This is a genomic window from Nonomuraea sp. NPDC001699 (assembly GCF_053596455.1).
Window position 1 is genome coordinate 1 of record NZ_JBSFGF010000026.1, and the last position, 24,453, is coordinate 24,453.

Genomic DNA, 24,453 nt, shown 5'->3' on the forward strand with positions numbered 1-24,453 from the left:
ACCCTCATCCCCTTCCTCGCCTACATGGCCACCTGGACCGGCTGGTTCGCCTCCGCCAACGGCTACGGCCGCAACTGGGACCAGGCCACCTCCTCAGGCCCCTTCTTCTTCCTGTTCGACTCCATGCGCTCCTGGATCCACTACCAATGGCAGGTCTTCACCTTCCACAGCGGGGTGCGCGACTATCACCAGTACATGTCCGACCCCTGGACATGGCCGTTGCTCTTCCGCCCGGTGTCGTTCTACTACCCGGCGGACGTGCCGCCGTCGGCGTGCGGGGCCTCGGCCTGCGCGCAGGCGATCCACGGCGTCGGCACCCCGGCCCTGTGGTTCGGCGCGCTGCTCGCGCTGGTGGGGACCGTCGTCCTGTACGTCAGGAGACGCGACTGGCGGGCGGGGGCGGTGCTGCTGGCGTACGCGATGGGCTGGCTGCCCTGGTTCTACTACGCCCTGGCCGACGACCGCACGATGTACCTGTTCTACATGCTCCCGGTCGTGCCGTTCATGGTGCTGGCGGTGGTGCTGATGGCCGGGCTCGTGCTCGGCCCGGCGGACGCGCCGCCCACGCGCAGGGCCGTCGGGGCGGCGTTCGCGGGCGCGTTCGCGATGATCGTGCTGATCAACTTCTGGTGGCTGCAGCCGGTGCTCACGGCCGAGACGCTCACGCAGACACAGTGGTGGGCTCGGATGTTGATGCGCTCTTGGGTGACCGCCGCCCCCAAGTAACGCCCTTGCGCAGCGTGATGGCCGCCGCGACGCAGGCCAGCGGGACGGCCGGGAGCACGTAGCGGTAGTCGAACTCGGCCGTCGCCGCCGGGGCCAGCAACAGCCCGAACGCCCCCAGCCAGGGCAGCGCCACCGGGCCGCCGAACCTGCGCCAGCGGACGGCGATGCCGTACAGGCCGATCAGCATGATTCCGCCGAGCATGATGCCGCGCAGGTAGAAGATCTTCTGGTAGCCGCTCATGATGTCCGCCCACGGGTGGACGATCCTGGTCTCGGGCGGGCCCTGCTCGTAGCTGAACGCGTCGGTGTCGGTGTGGCCGCCCCCGTAGGAGGACCACTTCGGCAGCCGCTTGGGCCGTCCGGTGTCGTCGACCTCGTAATACGGCCTGAACTGGTACATGTTGTACGTCGACTCGTCGGGGAAGCGCGGCCGTCCCCAGTGGAAGGAACGGAAGAAGTCGCGCGCGACCACCTTCAGATAGTCACCCGGCTGGGACAGGATCGCCCGCGTGGCGAACGCGCTGGCCGCGTCGTTGGTGATGCCGCTGAACTTCTTGTTGATGCCCCACCGGTGGAGCACCTCGCCGGTGCCCGTGCCGTCGCCGTTGCCCTGGCCCCACAGGTACCACTGGGCGTAGTCCTTGCGCTGGTTGACCGGGTCGTTGATGCACAGCAGGAGGAGCTGGACCTCCTTGTACTTGTCGATCTTCATCTTGCCGCAGTCGGCGAAGATCGCGGTACGCATGTAGAGGATCAGCCCGTCGCTGTTGGTCATGGCGAATTTGCCGTAATTTGTGGAAAACCAGCCCATGTAGGTGAGGACGGGAAGCGCGCACGCCGCGACCACCGCCACGATCGGCCGCCACCCCGCGCGCTGGACGATCAGATAGAGCACCACGAGCCCGAGGATCGGCATGCCGATCGAACGGGTCAGCCAGGTCATCGCGAGCAGCAGCCCGACCACGATCCCGGCCCGCCACGACAGCCGCCGCTTCCACAGCACCAGCGTCACCACGCCCACGACCAGCAGCGTGAACAGGGTGTCGGACATGACCATCTGCTCAAGCTGGATCTGGTAGGCGTCGAACAGCACCGGCGCCGCCGCCAGCGTGGCCGCCCACTTGGGCAGCGCGAACTTGCAGCGCAGCAGGGCGTAGATGAGCGCGGCCGCGGCCAGGCCCATCAGGTGTTGCGTGAAGATGGCGAGCGTGAAGCTGTGGAACGGCTTGAGCAGCATCAGCCAGAAGCTGTAGCCGTCGGGCCTGATCGGATGGGGCCTGGGGTGCAGCGCCACGTTGACGTACTCGTAGGAGTCGTTGAACCACATGGCCGGGCCGTAGCCGAGCATGGTGATCAGCCGCAGCACGGCACCGACGCCGAAGGCCACGGCGAACACGCGATGACGGCGCACGAGGGACAGCACGCGAGCTGCCCGGCCAGGAGCGGAGTGGTCCACAGGGGTAATCTCCGCGACGCTCACCATGCTGTAAAGAATGCCAGTCGTTTTTAGGTCTTGACCCGAGCACGCCGGGCACAGGGCATGATGGTTCACTGGAAGAGCCTTATTACTGAAGGGTTGAGACGTGGAACTGACGGTGGTCATGCCCTGCCTCAACGAGGCGGAGACCGTGGAAGTCTGTGTGCGCAAGGCATTGGCGTGCATGGAGGAGCACGGAATCGAAGGGGAAGTCCTGATCGCCGACAACGGCAGCACGGACGGCTCGCAGCAGCTCGCTCGTGATGCCGGGGCCCGTGTCGTCCACGTCGACGAGAAGGGCTACGGCAACGCCCTCATGGGCGGCATCCGCGCCGCCCGCGGCAAGTACGTGATCATGGGCGACGCCGACGACTCCTACGACTTCACCTCGTTGCTCCCGTTCGTCGAGCAGCTTCGCGACGGCGCCGACCTCGTGATGGGCAACCGCTTCAAGGGCGGCATCGCCCCGGGCGCCATGCCCCCGCTCCACCGCTACCTGGGCAACCCGGTGCTGTCGTTCGTCGGCCGGCTGTTCTTCCCGTCCGCCATCGGCGACTTCCACTGCGGCCTGCGTGGCTTCCGCCGTGACTCGATCCTGCGCCTCCACCTCCAGACCGGCGGCATGGAGTTCGCCTCGGAGATGGTCGTCCGCTCCACGCTCTCCGGTCTCGACGTGCGCGAGGTGCCCACCACGCTCTCGCCTGACGGCCGTTCGCGCCCGCCGCACCTGCGCTCCTGGCGCGACGGCTGGCGTCACCTGCGCTTCCTGCTGCTGTACAGCCCCAAGTGGCTGTTCTTCTACCCCGGCGTGTTCCTGATGGCCCTCGGCCTGGTCGCGGGCACGGCGCTGACGTTCGGGCCGGTGGAGATCGGCGAGCTGGCCTTCGACGTCGACACCCTGGTCGGGTCCTCGGCGCTGGTCGTGATCGGCTTCCAGGCGGCGTTGTTCGCGCTGTTCACGAAGGTCTACGCGGCCGAGGAGGGCTTCCTGCCCGAGTCGCCGCGGATCCGGAAGATCATCGACATCGTCACGCTGGAGAAGGGCCTCGTGGTCGGCGGCCTGCTGGCGCTGGCCGGTCTGGTCGGCCTGGTGATGTCGCTGGTCCACTGGCAGGTGCGCAGCTTCGGCGCGCTCGACCCGCGCGAGTCGCTGCGCATGGTCGTCCCGGCCGCCACGGCGCTCGTCATGAGCTTCCAGACGATCTTCGCCTCGCTGTTCATCAGCATCCTCGGCATCCGCCGTACCAAGGAGAGCTCGATCGACGTGGCCGCCAAGGCCGCGGAGGAGGCCGCCGAGGCGGTCTCCCTGGAGGAGTCCAAGCGCTAGGGGCCTCCGCGTCCCGGTGGGAGCCGGCGCCGGCCACGTGCCGGCGCCGGCTTCCGTCTTTCCGTGCGGGGGTTGGGGGTTTGGACGAGGAGCGGGGCCGGGCCCCGTAGGCTTAGGTCATGTCCCAGCACATCTTGACCGCCGTCGCGTGGCCGTACGCTAACGGCCCCCGCCACATCGGGCACGTATCGGGTTTCGGCGTGCCGTCCGACGTCTTCAGCCGTTACCAGCGGATGGCGGGCAACAAGGTGCTGATGGTGTCCGGCACCGACGAGCACGGCACCCCGATCCAGGTGCAGGCCGACAAGGAGGGCGTCAGCGCCCGCGAGCTGGCCGACCGGTACAACCGGGTGATCGCCGAAGACCTGACCGGTCTCGGGCTCTCCTACGACCTGTTCACCCGGACCACGACGAAGAACCACTACGCCGTCACGCAGCAGATCTTCAAGGGTCTCTACGACAACGGCTACATCTTCCCCAAGACCACGATGGGCGCGATCTCGCCCTCGACCGGCCGTACCCTGCCCGACCGCTACATCGAGGGCACCTGCCCCATCTGCGGCTACGACGGCGCGCGCGGCGACCAGTGCGACAACTGTGGCAACCAGCTCGACCCGATCGAGCTCATCAACCCCAAGAGCCGCATCAACGGCGAGACCCCCGTCTTCGTCGAGACCGAGCACTTCATGCTCGACCTGCCCGCCTTCGCCGAGGTCCTGGGCTCCTACCTGCAGTCCAAGCAGGGCGAGTGGCGACCCAACGTGCTGAAGTTCGCGCTCAACCTGCTGGGTGACCTCCAGCCCCGCGCGATCAGCCGCGACCTCGACTGGGGGGTGCCGATCCCGCTGGAGGGGTGGCGCGACCAGTCCAACAAGCGCCTCTACGTGTGGTTCGACGCGGTCATCGGCTACCTGTCGGCCTCCATCGAGTGGGCCAGGCGCTCCGGCGACCCCGACGCCTGGCGTCAGTGGTGGCAGAACCCCGACGCCCGCGGCTACTACTTCATGGGCAAGGACAACATCGTCTTCCACGCCGAGATCTGGCCGGCGATGTTGTTCGGCTACAGCGGCATCGGCGCGCGCGGCGGCTCGCCCGGCGAGCTGGGCGCGCTCGACGTGCCGTCCGAGGTGGTCTCCAGCGAGTTCCTGACGATGGAGGGCAAGAAGTTCTCCTCCTCCAGGCAAGTAGTAATTTACGTACGCGACTTCCTGGCGCGTTACGACGCCGACGCCCTGCGCTACTACATCGCCGTGGCCGGCCCCGAGAACCAGGACACCGACTTCACCTGGCAGGAGTTCGTCAACCGCAACAACGGCGAGCTCGTCGCCGCCTGGGGCAACCTGGTCAACCGGTCGATCTCGATGGCGTCGAAGAACTTCGGCGTCGTGCCCGAGGCCGGCGACCTGACCGACGCCGACCGGGCCATGCTGGAGCGCTCGCGCAACGCGTTCGCCCCCGTGGGCGCGGAGCTGGGCAGGTCGCGGTTCAAGAACGCGATCACCGAGGCGTTCGACGTCGTCCGCGAGGCCAACAAGTACCTGGCCGAGCAGGAGCCCTGGAAGCTCAAGGACGACACCGAGCGGCAGAAGTCGATCCTGCACGTCGCGCTCCAGGTCGTCGACGACGCCAAGACGATGCTCACCCCGTTCCTGCCGGGCTCGTCCAACAAGGTCTTCGCGATGCTCGGCGGCGAGGGCGTCTGGTCGGGCATGCCGGAGATCCGCGAGGTCGACGAGGACGGCGGCGCCCCCTACCCCGTCATCACCGGCGAGTACGACGGCGCGGCGCGCTGGGAGCACCGGCCGATCAAGCCGGGCACCCCGCTCGCGCCGCCCGTGCCGCTGTTCAAGAAGCTCGACCAGAAGGTCGTCGAAGAGGAGCTTGGCCGGCTGGCCGACTGAGGCCGTAGTCCTTGAGCGTGATGGCGGAGGCCGTCTTCCTGACGGACTTCGCCATCATGCCCTTCCACGGCAGATACGGCATGATCTTGTAGTTCTGGTTCATGAACCAGGCCATCAGCCGGCTCTCCGGCACCATGAACTTGCTGACGCCCACGGCCGACTTCTGGCAGCCGGTCGCGTAGCCGCGCACCTCCTGCTCGTACCGGGCGAACGCGGCGCGGTGATCGCCGCCCGCCGCGGCCAGCTCGCCGGCCAGCACATAGGCGCCGACGAGCGCGAGGCCGGTGCCCATGCCCGACAGCGGCGACGGGCAGCAGGCGGCGTCGCCGATCAGCACCACCCGGCCGCGCGACCACGAGTCCAGGTGCACCTGGCTGGTCGAGTCGAAGTAGAAGTCGTCGGCCTCCCACATCTTGCGCAACAGCGTGGGCGTCTCCCAGCCGACCCCTCGGTACGCCTCGGCCAGCAGCTCCTTCTGCCGGGTCACGTCCCGGCGGTCGTGCTCCAGCGGCTGGGAGCCGAAGTAGAACATCGCCTTGGCCTCGGTGTTGTTCCTGGCGCTGTAGAGGCCGACCGTCTTGCCGGGCGTGCTGTAGAGCAGGCCGGTGTGGTCGAGGTCCAGGTAGTTGTCGAGCGTGAACACCGCGCAGTAGAGCCCGAGGTGGCTGGTGACGGCCGCCTCCGGCGCGTCGAAGGCGAGCGAGCGCACGTTGGAGTGCAGGCCGTCCGCGCCCACCACGAGGTCGAACCGGCGCGTCGCGCCCCGCTCGAACGCCACCGTCACCCCGTCCGCGTCCTGGGCCAGGGAGGTGATGGAGTCGCCGAAGACGTACTCGGTGCGGTCCTTGGTGGCGTCGTAGAGGATGCGGGCCAGGTCGCCGCGGAGGATCTCGACGTCGCCGGAGAACAGGTCGCCGGGCACGGAGGCGAGCTTCCTGCCGGACTCGTTGACGTACGACATGTCGCCCATGTGGGTCTGGAGGCGTTCGACGTCGGCGAGGATGCCGAGCGCGCGCAGCACGGCCATGTGCGCCTCGCCGCGGAAGTCGACGGAGTAGCCGCCCTCACGCAGGGCGGGGGCGCGTTCGACGACGGTGACGCGGTGGCCGGAGCGGGTGAGGAGGAGGGCCAGGGCGGGGCCGGCGACGCTCGCGCCGGAGATCAGGATGTCCATGCCCCAGAGCCTGCCGGGGCCCGCTCACCGCCCCCTCACCCCACGCTCACCGCCTCGCCCGGCCGCGCTCACCGGAGGGCGGTCGGGGGTTCGAGCGGCGGGAAGTCGTCGATCGAGCGCAGGGGCGAGGCGTCGACCACCTCCGCCGGGACGCCGGCCAGCATCAGGGCCTCACGGTGCGAGAGCCTCGCCCCCGCGCGCCGCGCCCCCGCGTACGCCTGCTCGCCCAACGCCTCGCGCAGCCGCCGCGACAGCCCGGCGACGTCGTCGTCCTCGGGCAGGTCGATGCCGCGGATCGCGATGGCGGCCCCGAGCAGCGTGGCCGCCGCCGCCGGGTCGTCGTCGCAGGCCAGCGCCGCCAGCGCCTCGATCGCCCTGACGCTCTCCGACAGCGCGCCCGACGTGACCGTGCTCTCCACCGCCCGCAGGTAGGAGGCCCGCGCCCCGGCCGCGTCCCCTTCGGCCGCGGCCAGCCGTCCGAGCCCGACGAGCAGCCTGGCCATGTTCCCGGACGTCTTCACCCATATCGGGTCGGATCGCCGCAAGGCGTCCTCGTAGAGCTCGCGGGCCCGTGCCAGGTCGCCCTCGCGTACCGCCACGTCGCCCAGGCCGCGCAGGGCCGCGGGCAGGATCGTGCCGCCCGTACGCCCGGCCAGCTCGGCCGCGCGCTCGTAGTCGGCCCGCGCGCCGTCCAGGTCGTGCCGGATGCGGTAGTCGCCCCGGTTGCAGTAGTGGTCGGCCAGGTCCTCCTCCGCGCCGAGCTGCTCGGCCAGCGCGATGGCCTCCTCGGTGCGGGCCAGGGCGGTGGCCTCGTCGCCGGTCGTACTGGCCAGCCAGGCCAGCGCGTCGAGCGTCATCGCCGAGCCCCAGCGCTCGCCGAGCCCGCGGAAGCCCTGGAGCGCCCTCTCCAGGTCCTCCTCGGCGGCGGCGAACTCGCCCGCGGCCATCCGCGGATAGGCCCAGATCAGCCGGGTGGCGGCCCGCTCCCACGCGTCGGTACCGCGCTCGCCGCGCCTGATCAGCGCGATCGTGGCGCCGGGCTCGACCGCCGCCGAGGTGACCATCGGCCACAGGCACGTGACGATCGGGTTGCGCAGGCCGTCCGCCGTGATCATCGTCTCGGCGGCGCCCTTGTGGCGCTCCCACAGCTCGCGCCGCTCGCTCGCCGCGGTGAGCAGGGTCAGCAGGTACGCGTCCCCCAGGGCGGGGTCGGGCCGCGGACCGGCCGCCTCCAGCAGGGCCGCCGCCGCCTTGGCCGGCACCGCGCGCATGCCGCGCATCCACAGCGAGAACGTCTGCGCGGCCAGCAGCCGCATCCCGAGCGCCACCTCGCCCTGCTCCACCGTCCAGCGCAGCGCTGCCTGAAGGTTGTCGTGGTCGGCCGCGAACCGGGCCAGCCACGGCAGCTGCTCGGCGCCCCGCAGCCGGGGGTCGCCCTCCTCGGCCAGCGCGAGGAAGTACGCGGCGTGCGCCCGCCGGTAGCGCGCGGCCTCCTCGCCGAGCCGGTCGGCGCAGAACGCCCGGATCGTCTCCAGCATGCGGTAGCGGCCGCCCGCCACCTCCAGGAGCGACTTGTCGGCCAGCGAGTCGAGCAGGTGCTCGGGCAGGCCGCAGACGGCCGCGGCGGCGGTCGCGGTGGCCCCGCCGGAGAAGACGGTCAGGCGCATGGCCATGGCCTGCTCGGGCTCGGTGAGCAACTCCCAGCTCCACGCGACGACCGCGCGCAACGTCTGGTGCCGGGCGTCGGCGGTACGGCTGCCGCGCAGGCTGAACCGGCCCTGACCGGCGAGGCGTTCGGCCAGTTCATCGGCCTCGTGCGTACGCATGCGGGCGGCCGCCAGCTCGATGGCCAGCGGGAGGCCGTCGAGCGCGGCGCAGATGCGTTCGACCGGCTCACCAGGGGCGAAACCGGGGCGTACGGCCTTGGCCCGGTCGGTGAAGAGGGTATGGGCGTCGGAGGGGGCGAGGGGGCGTACCGGCCACAGGTGTTCGGGGGTGATCGCGAGCGGCTCGCGGCTCGTGGCCAGCACGCGCAACGCCGGGCACGCGGACAGCAGCCGCTCGGCCAGTGCCGCGGCCTCGCCCACGACGTGCTCGCAGTTGTCCAGCACCAGCAGGACCGGGCGGTCGGCGAGCACCGCCACCAGACGGGCCTGCGGATCCGGCTCCCCGGACGCGCCCAGCGTCGCGGCCCCCAGCAGCGCGCCGTCGCGCACGCCGAGCGCGGCGAGGACCGCTCGCGCGAGGTCGGCCCCCGGGCTGAGCGGGGCCAGCTCGACCAGGACGGCGTCGTGGTGGCCCCTGGCGATCTCGACCGCGAGCCGGCTCTTGCCCGCGCCGCCGGGGCCGAGCAGCGTGACCAGCCGGGCGGCGGACAGCAGCGCCGCGACCTCGGCCAGGTCGCCGTCGCGGCCGACGAAGCTCGTGAGCCGCCCCGGCAACGGCGCCGCCGCCACGGCCTTCGCCGCCGGCTCCGGGGGTGATTCGGGGAGCGGGGGCAGGTCGCCGCGGAGGAGGGACTGGTGGAGGGCGGCGAGCTCGGGGGAGGGGTCGGCGCCCAGTTCCTCGGCCAGCAGCCGCCGCGTCTCCTCGTAGACCATCAGCGCCTCGGCCTGCCTGCCGTCGGCGCGCAACGCCCGCATGAGCTGGCCGCGCAGCCGTTCGCGCAGCGGGTGGCGCTCGACCAGCTCGCCCAGCTCGGGGACGACGCCCCGGTGGCCCCCGCACCGCAGGTCGGCCTCGATCCGGTCCTCCAGCGCGGCCAGGCGGCGCTCCTCCAGCCGCGCGCCGTGCACGGGGTCGAGGTCGGCGAACGCGGGCCCCCGCCACAGGGCCAGCGCCTCCCGCAACAGCCCCCCGGCCAGCACCGGATCGCTCCGGACGCCTTCCGCCCGGTCCGTCCCCCGCGCCGCGCCGGCGGCCTGGTGACCGAGGAGGGCGGCGCGACCGGAGTCGGCGAGGCGGAGGAAACGACCGGCGTCGATGTCCTCGGGGTCCGCAGCCAGCCGGTAGCCGGCGGCGGTCAGCTCGACCGGAATTCCGTCGCCGCGCAGCCGGGAGACCTGGGAGTGCAGGGCGTGCTGGGCGTTCTTGGGCGAGCGGTCGCCGTACAGGAGGTCGACGAGGCGGTCCTGGCTGACGATCTCGCCCGGACGGACGAGCAGCAACGCCAGCAGCGCGCGCCTGGCCGGACCACCCAGGGGTACGTCGACGCCAGCCGCGTCCCATGCCCGGGTGCTGCCGAGAATGCCGAAGCGCATGGAGGCTACTTTAGATCCGTGAGCAAGATTCCCGCCGCGCCCGAGCCGCTTTCCGCACCGGTGTTCGACAGCCACTGCCACCTGGACATCATGGTGGGCAACCGGCAGGCGTCCTCGGGCGACCCGGTGGCCCAGGCCGCCCAGGCGGCGTCGGCCACCGTACGGAGCATCCTGCGCGACGCTCGCGAGGTCGGCGTGACCAGGCTCGTCACCATCGGGTACGACCTGCCCTCCTCGCGGTGGAACGCCGAGGTGGCGGCCGAGCAGGAAGGCGTGTACGCCGGGGTCGCCATCCACCCCAACGAGGCCCACGAGGCGACCCCCGAGGTGCTGGCCGAGATCGAGTCGCTCGCTCGGCAGGCCGACGTCCGCGCGGTGGGGGAGACCGGCCTCGACTACTTCCGCGACTGGGCGGCCAAGGACGACCAGCACGCGAGCTTCCGCGCCCACATCGAGATCGCCAAGCGCACCGGCAAGGCCCTGGTCATCCACGACCGCGACGCGCACGACGACGTCCTGAAGGTGCTGGCCGAGCAGGGCGCGCCGGACAAGGTGGTGTTCCACAGCTACTCGGGCGACGCCGAAATGGCGAAAAAGTGCGCCGAAGCTGGATATTTCATGTCCTTCTCCGGGCCCGTCACCTACAAGAACGCGGGCTACCTGCGCGAGGCCGCCGCCGTCGCCCCCATGGAGCTCATGCTCGTCGAGACCGACGCCCCCTACCTGCCGCCGGTCCCGTACCGGGGCAAGCCCAACGCCCCCTACCTCATCCCGCTCACCCTGCGCTGCCTCGCCGAGGTCAAGGGTGTCCATCCGGACGAGTTGTGCGAGGCGATCAGCACGAACGGAGTCACGGTCTTCGGCGAGTGGTGACCATCTTTGCGTGAAGCGGTGGAGGCGGGCGCGCCGCCGCCGCTAACGTTCGGGCGGTCCCAGGCCGTATCCGGAGGTGGTTCGTGCGAGGCAGGAGGCGTGCGCCGCGTCCGCGGATCCCCTGGCGTTCTCCGTGGACGCCGGTGGTGTGCGTCGTCGGTACGCTGGCCGCCGGCCTGCTGGTCGCGGTCTCGTACCTGGTCAAGGACGTCGTCGTGGTCGTCGACGGCACGCCGGTCGCCGTCCGCGGCTTCGCCGGGCAGGTGGCGGACGTGCTCGCCGACGCGGGCGTGACCGTGGGGCTGGGCGACGTCGTGCGTCCCGACCTGAGCGCCGACCTCGCCGACGGCTCCACCATCGAGGTACGCCACGCCCGCCCGATCACGCTGACCCTCGACGGCCGCACCACGACCCACCTGGTCACCGCCACGAACGTCCGGGACGCCCTGGCCGAGCTCGACGTCGAGGCGGCGGCCGGCAGCCTGTCCGCGCCGCCCGGCCGCCCGGTGCCGCTGTCGGGCATGTCGCTCACGGCGTTCACCGAGCGCAGGGTCTACGTGGTCACGGGCACCACCCGGCTCGCCGCGCGCACCACCGCGCGCACCGTGCGGCAGGTGCTCCGGCAGGAGCGCGTCGTCGTCCGGCACGGGTCCATGGTGCGACCGCCGCTCGGCAGCTTCCCCAAGGACGGGACGGTCATCACGGTCATGCCGCCGCGAGCCGTACAGGTCCCCTGGGAGGTGACCAGGCTCGACTGGCAGGCGCTGGCCAACTGCGTGGCGCGCGGCGACCCCCTGGCGTACAACCCCGACGGTCCCTACTACGGGATGTACCAGTTCAGCCTGCCCATGTGGCAGGCGGTCGGCGGGGTGGGGCTGCCGAGCGCCTGGCCGGAGGAGGAGCAGACCTACCGGGCGCAGCTTCTCTACCAGCGGGTCGGCGGACGGTGGCAGACCCAGTGGCCGAACTGCGGCGATCACCTGTTCAGCTGACGCGCTTGGAGGGGGCCGCTCACCCCGCCAGTGAGGTTCCGAAGTCGGTGCCCTTGGGCGGTTGCAGCGACTGGAGGTCGTCGGCGTTGCGCGGCGCCACCGCGACCTTCCCGTACGGCGGGCCGTCCGGCTGGCCCACGAAGAGCTTGTTGCCGCTGAACGTCACCGACCAGCCGAACAGCCCCTCCGCCCCCGGAAGCTTCCGGTCGTCGGCCGGGTTCCGCCACGAGAACACCTGGACGCCGCCTCCGTAGGGCGCTCCGACGGCCAGCCTCCCGTCGGAGGAGGCGGCCATCGAGAAGCCGAACGCCTGCTTGCCGCCCTGTTTCACCATCCTCGTCTGTTTCTTCGCCGGGTCGAGGAACTGCACGTAACCCGGGCCCGGGGCGCTGATCGCGTACCCGTGGCCCTCGGCGTAGGCGACCGCGTAGCCGTACCGGTCGCCGGAGGTCTTGGTGGGGGAGTCCAGTTTCAGGCTCGCGATCCGGGGAGCCAGCACGTCGTCGATGAAGACCACCGAGCCCGAGTCGATCTTGCCGGACTGGACCTGCCGTCCCGCGCCGTCGTCGTTCTCGTACGGGACGCCCACGACCAGGCCGTTCTTCGGGCCGATCGCCAGTGACCAGCCGAACTGGTCGCCGACCTCGCTGTTGCCGCGCACGTCCACGGTCTCCTGGCTGATCCGGCGCAGCGCGCCCGTGCCCTGGCGTACGTAGACCGCGCCGGCGTCCTGGATCTGGCCGTCGTCCTCGTAGGGTGCGCCGATCACCATCAGGTTCCCCTTGGCCGCCAGTGACCAGCCGAAGTGCGCGGACCGTTGCGGCTGCGGGGCGGTCAGGCGTTGCGGGGGCGCCGCCTTGCCGCCGTAGACGACGTAGACGCTGCCCGCGTCCTGCTCGCCGTCCACGTCCGCGAAGGGGGCGCCGATCAGGAGGTCGGCGCAGGCGTCGCCGTTGACGTCGGCCAGCCGTACGGACCAGCCCAGCCCGTCCCCCTTGACCGGCCCGGGCACGGCCACAGGGGTCACCTTGTCGCCCGACAGCAGGTGGACCGACCCCTTCTGGCCGTCGCCGAACGGGTCGCCCACGGCCACGTCGTCCGCGCCGTCACCGTCGACGTCGGCGGCTCCCGCGCACGCCACCGCCTGCGCGGAAGCCCGCACCGGGAGCGGGACGCCTGCGAGCACGACGGCCATCACCACGGCCGTCCTGACGGGTCCGGTGAGATTCACAGGGCGACCTCGATCTGTCGGCCGTTCTCCAGCATGGTCGCGATCATCTTCGCGGGCCTGCGATAGGGCGCCAGGTCGAACACGAAGGCGCCGTCCACCCGCTCGCCCGGCTGGATGGCCGCGGGCAGCGCGACCTGGGCGGGGACGTGCTCGCCACCCTTGTCGTCGACCATGGTGACGACGGGACGGCCGAGCGGACGGCGTTCGCCGCCTGGATTGATCATGGTCCAGTGGACCACGCAGAGCTGCCCCTTCGTGGTGGTTCGTCCCTCGAACTCCTTCAGCCCGCACGTCGGTGCCTCCGGCACCACCGCGACCGGGTCGTCGAAGTTCCCGCCCAGGGCGAACCTGCGGCCCACGTCGCCCGTGCGCGGGTTCGTCACGGTTCTGGAGGGGCTGTTGGAGGTGGCCACGCCGGGGGAGTTGTGGCTGGAGTTCACGATCAGGACCGTGACGGTGACCACGATCGCCAGGACGGCCGCCGCGGCGGCGATCAGCCAGCGGGTGCCCTTCGTGCGGGTGCCGCCCAGGGTGTCCGGTTCGTCGGGCGGATACGTCAGAACGCCCGGATCCGTACCCGCACCCGTCCGGGGTTCGGCGCGGGTCCGGGGCTCAGTGCCCGTTCGGGGTTCGGTGCCCGTTCGGGGATCGGCGCGGGTTCGGGGTTCGGTGTCCGACCGGGGTTCGGCCCGGGTGGGGGGCTCGGTGCCAGGCCGGGGACGGGCCTGTTGCTCGCCCGAGGTCCCCTGCCTGCGCGCCAGCAGGCGGGCCTGCTCCAACTGGCGCTCGTGCTCCTGGCGGCGCGCCTGCGCCTGGGCCTCCCAGCGGGCCAGCTCTTCGCGGGCGGCCTGCTCCTCGCGCCGCGCCAGCTCGTCCAGGGACGCCTGCCCCCCAGGTAACCCGGCCCCCGGAGCGCTCCGGGGGGTGGGCGCCGCGTCCGCACCGAACGCCCCCGGCACCTTGGGCCGCCCTGCCCTCTCTCCGCCCCCCGCCCCTGACGGCGCTCCCGACCCCGCCCCAGAACCCGGCCGCGTCCCCGTCCCGGAACCGGAGCCGGAACCCGACCGCGGCCCGGCCCCAGGGGCGGGGCTTCGGGCGCCTGTCGCGTCGCCCGGCGGCGGGGTCGTGAACGTGGCCGTGACATCCGGCTCGTCCACGACGTTCCGCGGCGGCTCCCAGTCGGTCAGCATCTCGGTGGCGACCAGCGTGGGCGGATTGTCGGCGATCGCCGGCGTGCTCCCGCCCACCAGCGCTATCAGCAGCTCCTGAGCCGTGGGCCGCTGCGCGGGATCCATGGCGGTGGCCCGGCGTACCAGCTCGTTGAGCGGCGCGGGAAGCGCGCCGAGATCGGGCGGCGTGTTCAGGACGCGGGTCGCCATCGTGACGGGATCGCCCCGCCCGAACGGATGCCGCCCGTTCCCCGAGTACGCCACCAGGCACCCCCAGGCGAAAATGTCGGCCGCCGGGGACACGAGCTCGCCGCGCACCTGCTCAGGAGCCCACCACCCGGGGCTGCCGAGCAGTTCGCCGGAGAGCGTGAACCCGGTCTCCCTGTCCAGGGCCCTGGCGATCCCGAAGTCGATCACCCGCGGCCCGGACAGCGACAGGATGACGTTGGCGGGCTTCAGGTCCCGGTGCACGAGCCCGGCCACATGGATCGCCGCCAGCGCCGCCGCGACCCCCAGCGCCACGCCGTGCAGCGGCCCGGGGTCGAGCGCCCCGAAGGTCGTGATCTGGTCGGAAAGGGGCGTGCCCGCGATGTACTCGGTCACCATGTACGGACGCCCGTCCCCGGTGTCGCCGTTGTCGAGCACCTGGGCCGTGCAGAACGACGCCACCCGGCGCGCGTTGTCCACCTCGGCGTGGAAGCGGGCGGCGAACCCCTCCTGATTGGCGAACTCCGCCTTCACCACCTTGACCGCGACGAACCGCCCCGTCGGGGCCCTGGCGAGGAAGACGGTCCCCATGCCGCCTTCGCCGAGCCGTCCGAGCAGCCGGTACGGCCCGATCTCCCGCAGATCGGTGGGACGGAGCGGCGCGGCGCCCGTTGGCTCCATCAGGGACGTCCCTTCCTGTTCCACGCCATCCTCTCCTTAGGTCTCCCCCATCCGCCATCGCAGGTTCTTCGATGCGGGAGACTGGTTGGATGATGAGGCTGTTGGGCCCTGCAGAAATACGTATTTTGGCGAACAAGCTAGATCTGCGCCCCACGAAAAGGCTAGGCCAGAACTTCGTGATCGACGCGGGGACCGTCCGGCGCATCGTCCGCGTGGCCGACCTGTCGGCCGACGACGTGGTCATCGAGGTCGGGCCCGGCCTCGGCTCGCTCACCCTGGCGCTCCTGCCCGAGGCCGCGCACGTGGTGGCCGTCGAGATCGACCCGGTCCTGGCCACCCAACTGCCCCTCACCGTCGCCGACCGCGGCCCGTCCGAGCGGCTGACGGTGGTCAACGCCGACGCCATGCGGATCACCCTCGACGACCTCGCCGGTCACACCCCCACGGCCCTGGTGGCCAACCTGCCGTACAACGTGGCCGTCCCCGTGGTGCTCCACCTCCTGGAGAGGCTGCCCTCGCTGCGCAAGGGCCTGGTCATGGTGCAACTGGAGGTCGCCGACCGCCTCGCCGCCGGTCCCGGCTCCAAGGTGTACGGCGTCCCGTCGGTCAAGGCCGCCTGGTACGCCGACGTACGCCGTGCCGGCCCCGTCGGCCGTACGGTCTTCTGGCCTGTCCCCAACGTCGATTCCGGCCTGGTCTCCCTGGTCCGTCGCGAGCCTCCCGCCACCACGGCCACCAGGGAAGAGGTGTTCGCCGTCGTGGACGCCGCCTTCGCCCAGCGCCGCAAGACCCTGAGGGCCGCTCTGGCCACCTGGGCCGGCAGCCCGTCCCAGGCCGAAACGGCACTACGAGCCGCCGGCGTGGACCCGTCGGCCCGAGGCGAACAACTCACCATCGAATCCTTCGCCCGAATAGCCGAACAGAAGCCCCGAGCCGAACAGAAGCCCTGAGCCGAACAGAAGCCCTGAGCCGAACGTAGGCCCTGAGCCAAACGTAAGCCTTGGGTCGGGCAGAAGCCCTGACCTCCAGGTTTTCGCGGTTGTCCACAACCCCGGCCGCGCGACGAGCGCCCGTCCACAGAACGCCGTTCGGCCCCTCCACCCCACGCCCGCTCGCATGATCCTGGCTCCCGTCCCTCATCACGACGAAGGAGCCACTCATGACCGCTCGCCGCCACGCCGGCCGGTTGTCGATCGTCCTCACCGGCGGCCTGCTGGCCGTCGCAGGCGCCCACCCCGCCCTCGCCCGAGCCACACCGGCTTCATGCCTCCGGGCCACCCTCACGATCCCCGCGGCGGGCGCCGGAGCAACCGCCACCACCGGGTGCCCAGCCCCCCACCACCCCAAGAGACCGAAGCCCAGGAAACCCAGGAAGCGCCCGAGGCACAAGGGCGAAGTCGCAGCCGGCGCGGCCCTGACGCAGCTCGGCGTCTCGTTCTCCTGGGGCGGCGGCTCCTCAAGAGGCCCCACCGTCGGAGTGGGCACCGGCGCGAACACGAGAGGCTTCGACTGCAGCGGCCTCACCCTCTACGCCTGGGCCAAGGCCGGAGTGAGGCTGGGCCACTACACCGGCACCCAGTTCCGCCAGGGCCGCAGGGTCCCCCTCGCCGCCAGGCGCAAGGGCGACCTCCTGTTCTTCGGCGGCACCGGCGACCCCACCCACGTAGCGCTCTACCTCGGCGGCGACCTCATGATCCACGCCCCTCGCACAGGCGACGTGGTCCGGAGAACCAACTTCCTGAGCTCCCCCTACTACCGGGCCGCCTACCGAGGAACCGTCCGCCCCGCCTGACACCGAGGTCACCACAACGAGCTCACCGAGCGGCCACCCGCCACGCCCGTCACGGCGGGTGGCCCGCCACCTCGAACCCCCGCAACGTCCCCCACCGACTCCAGAGCACCCGGCCACCACCGTCACCGAAGTGATCGGAAGGCGGCGACCCGAGAAGAAGACCGAGGCAGAATAGGCGGCGATGTCACCGTATGAGGGCCTGAACGGCAGAAAGGCTGACGAAGATCACCCTGCGTGGTCCACAGTCGGCCATCTCACACGTCGAATTCCGAGAACCGCATGTCAGCGCACCCCACCCCGATAACATCGAGTGTCCTTGACCCCGGCAAGCGATGAAAGTGGCAGAAGATCGATGAGTTCGGTGACCGTACGTGTGCCCGCGAAGGTCAACGTGCAGCTTTCAGTCGGCCCGCTCCGGGAAGATGGCTACCACGACCTGGTCAATGTCTTCCACGCAGTGTCGATCTTCGATGAGGTGGTCGCGAAGGAGGCCGAGTCGATCACCGTCACGGTCAACGGCAGGTGGTCCGACCAGGTGCCGCTCGACGACGACAACCTTGCCATCCGCGCCGCCCGCGCCCTCGCCAAGCACGCGGGCCGCTCGTACGGCGCCGATCTGATCATCGAGAAGGCCATCCCGGTCGCCGGCGGCATGGCGGGCGGCAGCGCCGACGCGGCGGGCGCCCTCGTGGCGTGCAACGAGCTCTGGGGGCTCGGCCTGCCCTTCGAGGACCTCATGGAGATCGCCGGCGACCTGGGCAGCGACGTGCCGTTCTCGCTGCTCGGCGGCACGGCGGTCGGCACCGGCCGCGGCGAGCAGCTCAGCGAGCTGCCCACGGGCGGCACGTTCCACTGGGTGTTCGCGCTGGCCGACGGCGGTCTCTCCACCGCCAAGGTCTACGCGGAGTGCGACCGCCAGCGCGAGGCCTCCGACGCCCGCGTGCCCTGGCCCGAGCTCGACGCCCCGCTCATCGAGGCCCTCGGCACCGGCGACGCGTACTCCCTGGGCGCCCACCTGAGCAACGACCTCCAGGCCGCCGCCCTGGCCCTGCGCCCCGAGCTCGCCACCACCCTCGACGCCGGACGTCAGCACGGCGCGCTGGGCGCGATCGTCTCCGGCTCCGGCCCCACCTGCGCCTTCCTGGCCATCGACGCCACCCACGCCCGCGACCTGGCCCACAGCCTCACGGCCACCGGCGCCGCCACCACCACGGTCGCCGCCCACGGCCCCGTAACCGGCGCCACCCTGCTGTAACCCCCTGCCCCCGGCCCTCTGCCCCGAAGGGCCCGGGGCGGGTCCGTGCGCCCGTGAGGGCATCAGGTCCGGCAATCCCCGGCCCGCAGACGATCAAGGGACGTCCTGGGCGTCGGGAAGCGGTTGGGCGGACCGATACCCTGGACATGTCATGAATCTGGTCAACCTTGAGTCGGTCTCCCACGCCTACGGGCCCAAGCCGCTCCTCAGCGACGTCTCCCTGGGCATCGAGGCCGGGGAGCGCATCGGCGTCGTCGGCCGCAACGGGGGCGGTAAGACGACCCTGATCTCGGTCATCGCCGGTGACGTGCGCCCCGACAGCGGCCGGGTCACCCACACGCGCGGGCTGCGGGTCGGGTTCCTGTCCCAGCAGGACACCCTCGACCCCGAGGCCACCGTGAGCGAGCTCGTCCTGGGGGACAGGGCCGAGCACGAATGGGCCGGCGACCAGCAGGTCCGCGAGATCCTCACGAACCTGATCGGCGACCTCGACCTCGGCGCCAAGGCCACCGCGCTGTCCGGCGGCGAGCGCAGGCGTACTGCGCTGGCCCGCCTGCTCATCGAGGACCACGACCTGGTCATGCTCGACGAGCCCACGAACCATCTCGACATCGAGGCCATCGCCTGGCTCGCCGCCCACCTGGCGGCCCGGAAGAGCGCCCTGCTGGTCGTGACCCACGACCGCTGGTTCCTCGACGCCGTCTCCACCCGCACGTGGGAGGTGGTCGACGGCCGGGTCGAGCGCTACGAGGGCGGTTACGCCGCGTACGTGCTGGCCAAGGCCGAGCGGGCGCGCATCGCCCAGGCCGCCGAGGAACGCCGCCAGAACCTCATGCGCAAGGAGATCGCCTGGCTGCGCCGCGGTCCGCCCGCCCGCACGTCCAAGCCGAAGTTCCGGATCGACGCCGCGCAGGCCCTGATCGCGAACGAGCCGCCGGCGCGGGAGACCGTCGAGCTGATGCGGTTCGCCGCGGCCAGGCTCGGCAAGACCGTCTACGACCTCGAAGACGTCACCCTGCACGCGGGCGGCCCCGGCGCGGGGCCGCTGGTGCTCGACCACTGCACGTGGCAGTTCGGGCCGGGCGACCGGATCGGGCTGATCGGCGTCAACGGGTCGGGCAAGTCGTCGGTGCTGCGGTTGCTCGCCGACGGCGTCCAGCCCGACTCGGGCCGGTTGATCCGGGGCAAGACCGTGCGTCTGGCGCACCTGTCCCAGGAGCTGACCGAGCTCGATCCGTCGCGGCGGGTGCTGGAGTCGGTGGAGGAGATCCGCAAGTACCTCCAGCTCGGCAAGCGGGAGTGGACGGCGTCCCAGCTGCTGGAGCGCCTCGGGTTCAAGGGCGACGCGCAGTGGAAGGTCATCGGCGATCTGTCCGGCGGCGAGCGGCGGCGGCTGCAGCTGCTGCGGCTGCTGATGGACGACCCCAACGTGCTGCTCCTCGACGAGCCCACCAACGACCTCGACATCGAGACGCTCAACGAGCTCGAAGACCTGCTGGACGGCTGGCCGGGCACGCTGATCCTGGTCAGCCACGACCGCTACTTCCTGGAGCGGGTGACCGACCGGTGCGTGGCGCTGCTGGGTGACGGCAAGCTCGCGCTGCTGCCGGGCGGGGTCGACGAATACCTCGAACGCCGCAGCGCCGGCACGGCCGTGACCGCCCGCCTCGGCAGCACCCCTGCCCCGGCGTCCGGCGCTCCGGCTCCTGCCGCGGCTGCCTCCGGCGCCCAGCCGGAGACCGGGCTGTCGGCCAAGGAGGAACGCGAGCTCCGCAAGGAACTCAACCGCCTGGAACGCCAGCTCGACAAGCTCGGCGACCAGGAGGCCCGCCTCCACGCCGCCATGGCCGAGGCCGCCAGCGACTACGCCAAGCTGGGCTCCCTCGATGCCCAGCTACGTGACGTCCTGGCCCAGAAGGACACCGTCGAGGCGGAATGGCTTGAAGTGGCCGACCGCCTCGGCGACTGACCTCACCTCAGCCCAGGCGGCACCCCGAGACGTGCGGTCACTGGGGGGAGTCGAAGGGGGCGAGGAGGAGGCGCAGGAGGGCGGCCAGGGAGCGCTGGTCGGCGGGCTGGAGGCCGGAGAGCAGGTCGCGCTCACGGCGGAGCAGGCCGGCGAACGCCGCGTCCACCTGGGCCACCCCTGTCTCCGTCAGCGACACCAGCACGCCGCGCCGATCCTCGGGGTCGGGCCGCCGCCGTACCAGCCCGGCCTGGGCGAGCCGGTCGATGCGGTTGGTCATCGTCCCGGACGTGACCAGTGTGGCCCGCAGCAGGGCCCCGGGGCTCAGCTCGTACGGCTTCCCGGCCCGCCGCAAAGCGGTGAGCACGTCGAACTCCCACGGCTCCAGATCATGTTCGGCGAACGCCGCCCGCCTGGCGCGGTCGAGATGTTTGGCCAGCCGTGACACCCTGGAGAGGACCTGGAGGGGCTCGACGTCGAGGTCGGGCCGCTCGATCCGCCATGCCGCGACCAGCCGGTCGACCTCGTCATCCTGTGGCGTCATGACACAGAGTCTACTGTCTTGACATCGAGATATCTCTCTCGATATCAATTATCTCTATGTCAAGAGATATCTGGGACCCGGTGACCTACGCCGTCTACGCCGACGAGCGGTCGCGGCCGTTCATCGAGCTGATATCCAGAGTCGGTGCGGTGGCTCCCGATTATGTCGTGGACGCGGGCTGCGGCAGCGGCGAACTGACCGTGATGCTCGCCGAGCGCTGGCCGGGGGCCACCGTCGAAGGCTTCGACGCCTCGCCCGCGATGATCACGAAGGCCCGCAAACTCGACACCCCGGTGCACTTCGCCGTGGCCGACGTCGACACCTGGCACCCCGACCGCCCGATGGACGTGATCGTGTCCAACGCCGTCCTGCAATGGGTGCCCTCCCACCACGACGTGCTCGAACACTGGCTGGAGGAGCTGGCCCCCGGCGGCTGGCTGGCCTTCCAGGTGCCCGGCAACTTCGACGCCCCGAGCCACGTCGCCATCCGCGAGCTGTGCGCCTCCCGCGCCTGGGCCGACCGGCTCAGCGATCTCAACAGAAGCAACCCGGTGGACGACCCGGTCCGGTATCTCGACTTCCTCAACGACGGCGGCTGCCAGGTGGACGCCTGGGAGACGACGTACGTGCACCTGCTCCAGGGCGAGAACCCGGTGCTCGACTGGGTCTCCGGCACGGCCCTGCGCCCGATCTTCGACCGGCTCAACCCGGAGGAGCAGCGGCAGTTCAAGGCCGACCTCGCCGGACCGCTCGCCGAGGCCTACCCGGCCAGGAGCTACGGCACCCCCTTCCCCTTCCGACGCATCTTCGTGGTGGCCCAGAAATGACGATCACAGCCCTGCACCATGTCCAGCTCGCCGCGCCCCGAGGCAGCGAGCCCGAACTGCGCGCCTTCTACGAGGGCGTGCTCGGGCTGCGCGAGGTCCCCAAGCCCCCGGAGCTGGCCAGACGCGGCGGCGCCTGGTTCCGCGGCGACGGTGTGGAGATCCACGTCGGCATCGAGGACGACTTCAGGCCCGCGCGCAAGGCCCACCCGGCCTTCCTGGTCGAGGACCTCGACGCGTACGCCGCGAAGATCCCCGACGCCGTGCCCGACGACCTGTTCCCCGGCTACCGCCGGATCTACGTCACGGACCCGGTGGGCAATCGCATCGAGCTCCTGCAAGCCGTGTGATGTTCACCTCCAGGTGGCATCATGGGCCGAAATCGCACACTTGTGAGGTGCAGTGGGCATCGAGATCGAGGACAAGTTCGACGTCCCATCCGACTACACGATCCCGGACCTGAGCGGCCTGGCCCAGGTCACGGGCCCGCGCAGCCATCAGCTCGTGGCGCTCTACTACGACACGCCCGATCTGCGGCTGGCCGCGCGGGGCGTCACGCTCAGACGCAGGCGCGGCGGCGACGACGCGGGCTGGCACCTGAAGCTGCCCAAGGCCAAGGGCGTGCGCCAGGAGATCACGTGCCCGCTCACCCGCAGCACCAAGATCGTGCCGCCGGAGCTGGCCGAACTCGTCCGGGCCTACGCCAGGGGCGCGGAGCTTCAGGTCGTCGCCGAGCTCGACACCCGTCGCAGCGTCACCCTGCTGCACGACGGCGGCACCGGTCTGGTCGAGATCGCCGACGACCGGGTGAAGGGCACCGTCCACCGGGACGGCAAGGTGCTGCGGTGGCGTGAGGTCGAGGCCGAGCTCATGGCCGAGGACCGGCGGGACCTGCTGGCCAAGGTCGGCAAGCGGCTGCGCAAGGCGGGGGCGAGCCCGGCCGGGAGCGCCAGCAAGCTCGCCCGGCTCCTCGACCCCACCCCGCCCGCCAGAGTCGCCACCGAGCCCGGTACGGCCGCCGACACCGTCATCGACTACCTGTCGAGCCAGGTCGCCGCCCTCCTCGGCCAGGATCCACGGGTGCGCAGGGCCGAGGAGGACGCCGTCCACCAGATGCGGGTGGCCTCGCGCAGGCTGCGCAGCGCGCTCAAGGCGTTCAAGTCGGTGGTGACCGGTACGAAGACGATCCAGGACGAGCTGCGCTGGCTCGGCACGGTCCTCGGCGAGGCCCGCGACCTTGAGGTGACCAGGGCCAGGTTCGCCGGTGAGCTGGCCGGCCTCGCCCCCGAGCTGGTCACCGGCCCCATCCGCACCCGTCTGGGCTCGGATCTGCGCGAACGCGAGCAGGAGGCGTACGAGCGCATCAAGGACGCACTCAGCGGCGACCGCTACTACACCCTCCTGGACGCCCTCGACGCGCTGATCGCCACCCCCGACCTGGGCAAGGCCGCCGCCAAACCGGCGAAGGAGAAGCTCACCGCCCTGGCCTCCGCGGGCTGGGGCCGCGTGACCAGGGCGTACGAGGCCGCGCAGGCCGTCGAGGACGCCGAACGCCGCGAGATCGCCCTGCACGACGTCCGCAAGGCGGCCAAACGCGCTCGTTACACCGCCGAAGCCCTCGAACCCACCCTCGGCAAGGACATGGCCAGGCTCGCCGAGCTGGCCGAGAACGTCCAGGAGATCCTGGGAGCACACCGGGACGGTGTGGTCGCCCAGCAGACGCTGGCCGAGGAGGCCGAGGTCGCCCGGCAGGCGGGCGAGGACACCTTCACGTACGGGCTGCTGATCGGGATCGAACGCAACACGGCAGAACGTGCCCAGGCCGATTTCCCCAGAGTCTGGGCGGAAACCGTGAAGGCGGTTAAGAAGGTTCTATGACGAACCTTCCGGCAATCCCCTTCGCGCGCAGCGACCCTCTCGAAGTCCCGGCGGCCTACCGGGAGCTGCGGGAGAAGGAGGGCATCGCGCGGGTGCGCACCTCGGTGGGCGACGAGGTCTGGCTGGTCACCGGTTACGAGCAGGCACGCAGCCTGTTCACCGACAGCCGGCTCGGACGTTCCCACCCCGAGCCCGAGCGGGCGGCGCGCGTGTCGAACTCCGTCCTCCTCGGCGGTCCGCAGGGCGAGGTCGCCACCGAGAAGGCCGACCACGAGCGCCTGCGCAAGCTGTTCACGCCCGCCTTCTCGGCCCGGCGGATGAGGAGGCTCGCCGGCCACGTCGGCTCCCTGGTCGAGGAGCGGCTGGACCACCTGGCCGGGCTGACGCCGCCGGCCGACCTGCACGCCGAGCTGTCCTTCCCACTGCCCGTGCTGGTCATCTGCCGGCTTCTCGGCGTCCCGTACGAGGACAGGGAGTACTTCAGCGGCCTGTCCGCGGGCATGGCCGACCTCCGGGACGAGGCGGCCGGCCAGGCGGCGCGGGCGGAGCTGAGCGCGTACATGGCCGGGCTGATCGAGCGCAAGCGACGCGAGCCGGCCGAGGACGTCCTGTCGGACCTGGCCGGCGAGCTGGACGACGACGGCAAGATCGCCGAACTGGCCGCCGGCCTGCTGTTCGCCGGGCACGAGACCACGGTCAACCGCATCGACTACGGCGTGCTCCTGCTGCTGGCCAACCCCGGCCAGCTCGCGCTGCTGCGGGCCGACCCCGGGCTCGCGCCCGCCGCGGTCGAGGAGATCCTGCGCATGGCCGTGCCGAGCCTGCACGGACTGCCCAGGTACGCCCACGAGGACATCGAGATCGACGGCCGCACGATCCGCCGCGGCGAGGCCGTCGTGCTCAACCCGGGCCCGGCGAACCGGGACGAGCGTGTCTATCCCGATCCCGACACCTTCGTCATCGGGCGTCCGCCCACCGACCCGCACCTCGCCTTCGGGTACGGCCCGCGTTTCTGCGTCGGCGCGAGCCTGGCCAGGGTGGAGCTGGAGGCGGTGTTCGGCCGGCTCTTCCAGCGTTTCCCCGGGCTGAGCCTGGCCGTCCCGCTCGCCGAGCTGCCGCGCAACGAGGGCAGGCTGACCCAGGGCTTCGCCCGCCTGCCCGTCACCTGGTGAGCCG

The 24,453-nt window shown here is 71.4% G+C and carries 18 protein-coding genes and 1 pseudogene; 13 read left to right on the forward strand and 6 right to left on the reverse strand.

From position 1 onward, the window contains the following. Window positions 1-726, forward strand: a pseudogene (locus ACWCSU_RS43890) (phospholipid carrier-dependent glycosyltransferase); the annotation flags it as partial. On the opposite strand, the gene ACWCSU_RS43895 reads toward ACWCSU_RS43890, so the two are convergent. Beyond that, window positions 662-2,149: a hypothetical protein gene (locus ACWCSU_RS43895; RefSeq protein ID WP_449942450.1), complete on the reverse strand. Its 1,488-nt coding sequence runs from the start codon at window positions 2,147-2,149 to the stop codon at window positions 662-664. The pseudogene ACWCSU_RS43890 and the gene ACWCSU_RS43895 overlap by 65 nt on opposite strands. Before the next feature lie 160 nt (window positions 2,150-2,309). Between ACWCSU_RS43895 and ACWCSU_RS43900 the strand changes: the two genes are divergently transcribed. Both ACWCSU_RS43900 and metG read left to right on the forward strand, forming a co-directional pair. Then, on the forward strand, window positions 2,310-3,530 hold the full coding sequence (locus ACWCSU_RS43900; protein WP_357710032.1) for a glycosyltransferase: 1,221 nt from the start codon (window positions 2,310-2,312) through the stop codon (window positions 3,528-3,530). A 119-nt stretch (window positions 3,531-3,649) separates the two neighbouring features. After that, window positions 3,650-5,431 (forward strand): methionine--tRNA ligase, encoded by a 1,782-nt coding sequence (metG, locus tag ACWCSU_RS43905; protein ID WP_357710035.1) that lies wholly within the window; start codon window positions 3,650-3,652, stop codon window positions 5,429-5,431. Here the strand turns inward: metG and ACWCSU_RS43910 are convergent. Then, on the reverse strand, window positions 5,376-6,605 hold the full coding sequence (locus tag ACWCSU_RS43910; RefSeq protein WP_357710038.1) for an FAD-dependent monooxygenase: 1,230 nt from the start codon (window positions 6,603-6,605) through the stop codon (window positions 5,376-5,378). The genes metG and ACWCSU_RS43910 overlap by 56 nt on opposite strands. A 68-nt stretch (window positions 6,606-6,673) precedes the next feature. After that, the gene (locus tag ACWCSU_RS43915) at window positions 6,674-9,865 is read right to left on the reverse strand and encodes an ATP-binding protein (RefSeq protein WP_449942451.1); all 3,192 of its coding nucleotides are present in this window, start codon (window positions 9,863-9,865) and stop codon (window positions 6,674-6,676) included. Window positions 9,866-9,883: 18 nt separating this feature from the next. On the opposite strand from ACWCSU_RS43915, the gene ACWCSU_RS43920 reads away from it, so the two are divergent. Together ACWCSU_RS43920 and ACWCSU_RS43925 are read left to right on the forward strand one after the other, a co-directional pair. Beyond that, entirely contained in the window at window positions 9,884-10,738 is an 855-nt protein-coding gene (locus ACWCSU_RS43920) for a TatD family hydrolase (protein ID WP_449942452.1), read from the forward strand. A 146-nt stretch (window positions 10,739-10,884) separates the two neighbouring features. Further along, complete coding sequence (locus tag ACWCSU_RS43925) at window positions 10,885-11,730, forward strand: resuscitation-promoting factor (protein ID WP_357710046.1); 846 nt, start codon at window positions 10,885-10,887, stop codon at window positions 11,728-11,730. A gap of 19 nt (window positions 11,731-11,749) precedes the next feature. On the opposite strand, the gene ACWCSU_RS43930 is transcribed toward ACWCSU_RS43925, so the two are convergent. Beyond that, complete coding sequence (locus ACWCSU_RS43930) at window positions 11,750-12,961, reverse strand: FG-GAP-like repeat-containing protein (RefSeq protein ID WP_449942453.1); 1,212 nt, start codon at window positions 12,959-12,961, stop codon at window positions 11,750-11,752. Continuing rightward, window positions 12,958-15,042, reverse strand: coding sequence for a protein kinase domain-containing protein (locus ACWCSU_RS43935; RefSeq protein WP_449942454.1), 2,085 nt, complete (start codon window positions 15,040-15,042; stop codon window positions 12,958-12,960). The genes ACWCSU_RS43930 and ACWCSU_RS43935 overlap by 4 nt, the downstream gene beginning before the upstream one ends. A gap of 47 nt (window positions 15,043-15,089) precedes the next feature. Here ACWCSU_RS43935 and rsmA point away from each other — a divergent pair, with 47 nt between their 5' ends. From rsmA to ACWCSU_RS43955, 4 genes are all read left to right on the forward strand, one after another. Beyond that, complete coding sequence (gene rsmA, locus ACWCSU_RS43940; protein ID WP_449942455.1) at window positions 15,090-15,968, forward strand: 16S rRNA (adenine(1518)-N(6)/adenine(1519)-N(6))-dimethyltransferase RsmA; 879 nt, start codon at window positions 15,090-15,092, stop codon at window positions 15,966-15,968. Between the two features lie 209 nt (window positions 15,969-16,177). Then, window positions 16,178-16,810 (forward strand): NlpC/P60 family protein, encoded by a 633-nt coding sequence (locus ACWCSU_RS43945; RefSeq protein ID WP_449942456.1) that lies wholly within the window; start codon window positions 16,178-16,180, stop codon window positions 16,808-16,810. 352 nt (window positions 16,811-17,162) lie between these two features. After that, window positions 17,163-18,065: a 4-(cytidine 5'-diphospho)-2-C-methyl-D-erythritol kinase gene (locus ACWCSU_RS43950; RefSeq protein WP_357710061.1), complete on the forward strand. Its 903-nt coding sequence runs from the start codon at window positions 17,163-17,165 to the stop codon at window positions 18,063-18,065. A gap of 151 nt (window positions 18,066-18,216) precedes the next feature. Continuing rightward, on the forward strand, window positions 18,217-20,034 hold the full coding sequence (locus ACWCSU_RS43955; RefSeq protein WP_449942457.1) for an ABC-F family ATP-binding cassette domain-containing protein: 1,818 nt from the start codon (window positions 18,217-18,219) through the stop codon (window positions 20,032-20,034). Between the two features lie 37 nt (window positions 20,035-20,071). Here the strand turns inward: ACWCSU_RS43955 and ACWCSU_RS43960 are convergent, their stop codons facing one another. Then, window positions 20,072-20,575: a MarR family winged helix-turn-helix transcriptional regulator gene (locus ACWCSU_RS43960; RefSeq protein ID WP_357710067.1), complete on the reverse strand. Its 504-nt coding sequence runs from the start codon at window positions 20,573-20,575 to the stop codon at window positions 20,072-20,074. Between the two features lie 56 nt (window positions 20,576-20,631). Here ACWCSU_RS43960 and ACWCSU_RS43965 point away from each other — a divergent pair, with 56 nt between their 5' ends. The 4 genes from ACWCSU_RS43965 to ACWCSU_RS43980 are packed head-to-tail and all read left to right on the forward strand — an operon-like array spanning window position 20,632 to window position 24,449. Next, the gene (locus tag ACWCSU_RS43965) at window positions 20,632-21,402 is read left to right on the forward strand and encodes a trans-aconitate 2-methyltransferase (RefSeq protein ID WP_449942458.1); all 771 of its coding nucleotides are present in this window, start codon (window positions 20,632-20,634) and stop codon (window positions 21,400-21,402) included. After that, entirely contained in the window at window positions 21,399-21,749 is a 351-nt protein-coding gene (locus tag ACWCSU_RS43970) for a VOC family protein (protein ID WP_397038418.1), read from the forward strand. The genes ACWCSU_RS43965 and ACWCSU_RS43970 overlap by 4 nt, the downstream gene beginning before the upstream one ends. A gap of 52 nt (window positions 21,750-21,801) precedes the next feature. Continuing rightward, window positions 21,802-23,277, forward strand: a complete 1,476-nt coding sequence (locus ACWCSU_RS43975) for a CYTH and CHAD domain-containing protein (protein ID WP_449942459.1) — start codon at window positions 21,802-21,804, stop codon at window positions 23,275-23,277. Further along, the gene (locus ACWCSU_RS43980) at window positions 23,274-24,449 is read left to right on the forward strand and encodes a cytochrome P450 (protein ID WP_357710079.1); all 1,176 of its coding nucleotides are present in this window, start codon (window positions 23,274-23,276) and stop codon (window positions 24,447-24,449) included. Before ACWCSU_RS43975 ends, ACWCSU_RS43980 begins: the two co-directional genes overlap by 4 nt. Window positions 24,450-24,453 lie beyond the last annotated feature (4 nt).

Excerpts from the sequence above, each read along its gene's own strand:
- ACWCSU_RS43965 (WP_449942458.1), top strand. The coding sequence starts at position 20,632 with ATGTCAAGAGATATCTGGGACCCGGTGACCTACGCCGTCTACGCCGAC.
- ACWCSU_RS43970 (WP_397038418.1), top strand. The coding sequence starts at position 21,399 with ATGACGATCACAGCCCTGCACCATGTCCAGCTCGCCGCGCCCCGAGGC.
- rsmA (WP_449942455.1), top strand. The coding sequence starts at position 15,090 with ATGCGGGAGACTGGTTGGATGATGAGGCTGTTGGGCCCTGCAGAAATA.
- ACWCSU_RS43960 (WP_357710067.1), bottom strand. The coding sequence starts at position 20,575 with ATGACGCCACAGGATGACGAGGTCGACCGGCTGGTCGCGGCATGGCGG.
- metG (WP_357710035.1), top strand. The coding sequence starts at position 3,650 with ATGTCCCAGCACATCTTGACCGCCGTCGCGTGGCCGTACGCTAACGGC.
- ACWCSU_RS43950 (WP_357710061.1), top strand. The coding sequence starts at position 17,163 with ATGAGTTCGGTGACCGTACGTGTGCCCGCGAAGGTCAACGTGCAGCTT.
- ACWCSU_RS43980 (WP_357710079.1), top strand. The coding sequence starts at position 23,274 with ATGACGAACCTTCCGGCAATCCCCTTCGCGCGCAGCGACCCTCTCGAA.
- ACWCSU_RS43945 (WP_449942456.1), top strand. The coding sequence starts at position 16,178 with ATGACCGCTCGCCGCCACGCCGGCCGGTTGTCGATCGTCCTCACCGGC.
- ACWCSU_RS43955 (WP_449942457.1), top strand. The coding sequence starts at position 18,217 with ATGAATCTGGTCAACCTTGAGTCGGTCTCCCACGCCTACGGGCCCAAG.
- ACWCSU_RS43910 (WP_357710038.1), bottom strand. The coding sequence starts at position 6,605 with ATGGACATCCTGATCTCCGGCGCGAGCGTCGCCGGCCCCGCCCTGGCC.
- ACWCSU_RS43915 (WP_449942451.1), bottom strand. The coding sequence starts at position 9,865 with ATGCGCTTCGGCATTCTCGGCAGCACCCGGGCATGGGACGCGGCTGGC.